Origin of the sequence: Photobacterium sp. OFAV2-7, assembly GCF_022347985.1 — a bacterium.
GTDB lineage: Bacteria > Pseudomonadota > Gammaproteobacteria > Enterobacterales > Vibrionaceae > Photobacterium.
In genome coordinates, this window is sequence record NZ_JAKRFQ010000732.1 from 1 (window position 1) to 2703 (window position 2703).

3 protein-coding genes are annotated in these 2703 nt (G+C 53.0%); 1 reads left to right on the forward strand and 2 read right to left on the reverse strand.

Going from position 1 to position 2703, the window contains the following annotated elements; genetic code table 11:
• Positions 1–14: 14 nt before the first annotated feature.
• Positions 15–1271: an ATP-dependent RNA helicase SrmB gene (gene srmB / locus MHN01_RS23725; protein ID WP_239413817.1), complete on the forward strand. Its 1257-nt coding sequence runs from the start codon at positions 15–17 to the stop codon at positions 1269–1271.
• 71 nt (positions 1272–1342) lie between these two features.
• Here srmB and yaaA read toward each other — a convergent pair whose 3' ends face one another.
• A complete protein-coding gene (yaaA, locus tag MHN01_RS23730) occupies positions 1343–2116 on the reverse strand; it encodes a peroxide stress protein YaaA (RefSeq protein WP_239413819.1) in 774 nt (257 codons plus the stop codon).
• Positions 2117–2225: 109 nt separating this feature from the next.
• On the reverse strand, positions 2226–2703 hold a 478-nt coding region (locus MHN01_RS23735; RefSeq protein ID WP_239413821.1), incomplete at its 5' end, for an alanine:cation symporter family protein.

Sequence of the window (2703 nt, forward strand, 5' to 3'; positions counted from 1 at the left end):
AGGAGAGATGACTGGTGAGAGACTTTACCGAATTAGAGTTAGATAGCGAGCTATTAACAGCGATTGAAGAAATCGGCTATAACCGTCCGACCGTAGTTCAAGCCCAGGCCATCCCTCATGCCCTGGACGGTAGAGACGTTCTTGCTTCCGCTCCGACCGGTACCGGAAAAACTGCCGCCTTTCTTCTGCCTATGCTTCAGCATCTTCAGGACTTCCCGCGCAAAAAGCCGGGACCTGCCCGTGTGCTGGTACTAACCCCGACCCGAGAGCTGGCGATCCAGGTAGCCGATCAGGCCCGTGCCCTGGCGAAATATACCAACCAGAAAATCTTCACCATCACCGGCGGTATCTCCTACGACGAGCATGCGGAGCTGCTAGGCAAAACTCAGGACATCGTGGTCGCCACACCGGGGCGCCTGATGGAATACATCGAGGCCGAACGCTTTGATTGCCGGGCGATTGAATGCCTGATCCTGGACGAAGCTGACCGAATGCTGGATATGGGCTTCGGCAAAGTCGTCGAGCGCATCAACAATGAATGCCGCTGGCGTCGCCAGAGCCTGTTATTCTCGGCCACACTGGAAGGCAAGGGCGTACGCGAGTTCTCGACCACGATCCTGACCGATCCTGAGGAGGTCAACGCTGAGCCGTCGCGCCGCGAGCGCAAGAAAATTCACCAGCTCTACCTGCGCTGTGATGATATGCCTCACAAGCTGGCCCTGCTGGAACATATCCTCAACGAGCAGGCAGAGCGCAGTATCGTGTTCATCAAAACCCGTGAGCGCCTGGCTGTATTGCGTGATCAGCTGTCCGCAATGAACATTAAGTGCTGCTGGATCCAGGGCGAGATGGCACAGGCCGCGCGCAACAATGCCATTGCCCGTTTCCGCGACGGCGAAGTCAACGTCCTGCTGGCAACCGACGTTGCTGCCCGTGGTATTGACCTGCCGGATGTCAGCCATGTGATCAACTTCGACATGCCTCGCACCGCCGACGTCTATTTGCACCGTATCGGCCGTACAGCCCGCGCAGGCAAGAAAGGCAATGCCATTTCGCTTATCGAAGCACACGATCAGCCAATGATCGAGCGTGTCGGCCGTTACATGAAAGAAGAAGTGCCGGAGCGATTTATCAGCGGATTACGCCCTGTTAGCAAAAAAGCGAAAACGGTGAAGAAGAAAAAGGTCAAAGTCGACAAGAAGCTCAAGGCTGCCAAACAGAAGAAAGTGGCCAAGAAGAAAAAGAAAGCGGCAAAGCCAGACAGCAAATAAGCCAGATAGATACAAAAAAGGCAGGAAATTCCCTGCCTTTGCTTTATCAGGCGAGTCATCGAGGCTACTCGCTACTGCTCCTCGCGCTTGAAGACTAGCTCTTTGTCTGTCGATTCCGCCGGCACAAAATAATACCCCGCTACATCAAACTGCTTCAGGTCTTCCACCGAGCTGATCTTATTATCAATGATATAACGAGCCATCATTCCGCGGGCTTTCTTGGCATAGAAACTGATCACCTTGTAATTGCCATTCTTACAGTCCTTGAATACTGGGGTGATCAACTGGGCATCCAGCTTCTTTGGTTTTACCGATTTAAAATACTCATTCGAGGCCAGGTTAACCAGTATTTTGTCGCCCTGCTCAGCCAGTGCTGCATTGAGCTTATCGGTAATGATATCGCCCCAGAACTGATACAAGTTGGTACCACGAGGGTTGGCCAGCTTGGTCCCCATTTCCAGGCGATACGGCTGCATCAAATCCAGCGGGCGCAGCACCCCATACAAACCTGATAGCATGCGAAGGTGCTGCTGGGCATAGGTAAAGCCTTCTTCAGTCAGGTTTTCTGCTGCCAGTCCGGTATAGACGTCGCCTTTGAACGCCAGGATAGCCTGACGCGCATTCTCGGTCGTAAACTCCGGCTGCCACTCAGCAAAACGAGCCGCATTCAACCCGGCGATTTTGTCACTGACCTTCATCAGACTGGCAATGTCCATCGGTGTCAGTTCCCGACACACCTCGATAAGCTCTGCTGCGTGCTCGGTCAGCTCTGGCTGGGTGTAGGTCTGTGTTGCCAGAGGCGATTCGTAATCAAGTGTTTTTGCTGGAGAAACCACAATTAACATAAGGCTTTATTCCCATTAAGGCTAACTGCACGAAAGATTAACACTGATGCAAAAAAAAACCACGCGATAGTCGCGTGGCTGTGGTTATTTTTCTGATAGGCAGGACCAATCAACGCTTGTCAGACTGATCCCAAATCCCTTCTTCCAACTGGGCATGCAGCTCCGGATAGTCGTTGCTATCGAACGTCGGCACTTTCCCCAGCGACAGCTGCTTGTTGTAATCCCGGGCCAGCTTCACCACGGTGCCCGACAACAGCACTATGGCAATCAGGTTGATGATCGCCATCATCCCCATCGAGACATCGGCCATCGCCCACACGGTCGGAAGATCTGCCACGGCACCAAACATCACCATCCCCAGTACCACAATCCTAAATACCGTCAGGCCCGCTTTATGGTTATGCTCGAGGAAGATCAGGTTGGTTTCAGCATAGGAGTAGTTAGCAACCAACGAGGTGAAAGCAAAGAAAAAGATCGCAACAGCAATAAAGACCGAGCCCCAGCTTCCGACCTGCGAGCTAAGCGCACGCTGAGTCAGCTCGATACCGGTGATTTCGCCGTGTGGTACATACTCGCCAGACATCAGA

What these genes read in the sequence shown, in the direction of transcription:
- yaaA (WP_239413819.1), bottom strand. Translation starts at nt 2,116, where the DNA reads ATGTTAATTGTGGTTTCTCCAGCAAAAACACTTGATTACGAATCGCCT.